1 pseudogene is annotated in these 240 nt (G+C 51.2%); it reads right to left on the bottom strand.

Going from position 1 to position 240, the window contains the following annotated elements:
• Positions 1-240, bottom strand: a pseudogene (locus SB724_RS21645) (IS4 family transposase); the annotation flags it as partial.

Here is a 240-nt window from a genome sequence, read left to right as displayed (position 1 = left end):
CAGCAGGCGGGCAGTCACTTCATTTCCCAGTCCCGGCCACTTTTTTCGTGCCTGCGGGCTGGTTTTCAGCTTCACCAGATGATCGCCTTTACCCAGTTTTCTGATCTCTTCATATTGCGCTCCCTTTCTGAGAGGTATCATCCAGTGGCGGTGTTCTCCCGCCAGGCTCCAGGCATTTAACAGTCCCAGTGAGTAATAACCTTTATCCATTAACGTCAGAGTGTTATCGCCGGTTTGTTC

The sequence above is a fragment of the Bacillus sp. SIMBA_031 genome, from assembly GCF_046535225.1.
GTDB classification, from domain to species: Bacteria; Bacillota; Bacilli; order Bacillales; family Bacillaceae; genus Bacillus; species Bacillus velezensis.
This window is presented reverse-complemented; position numbering and strand designations above follow the sequence as displayed.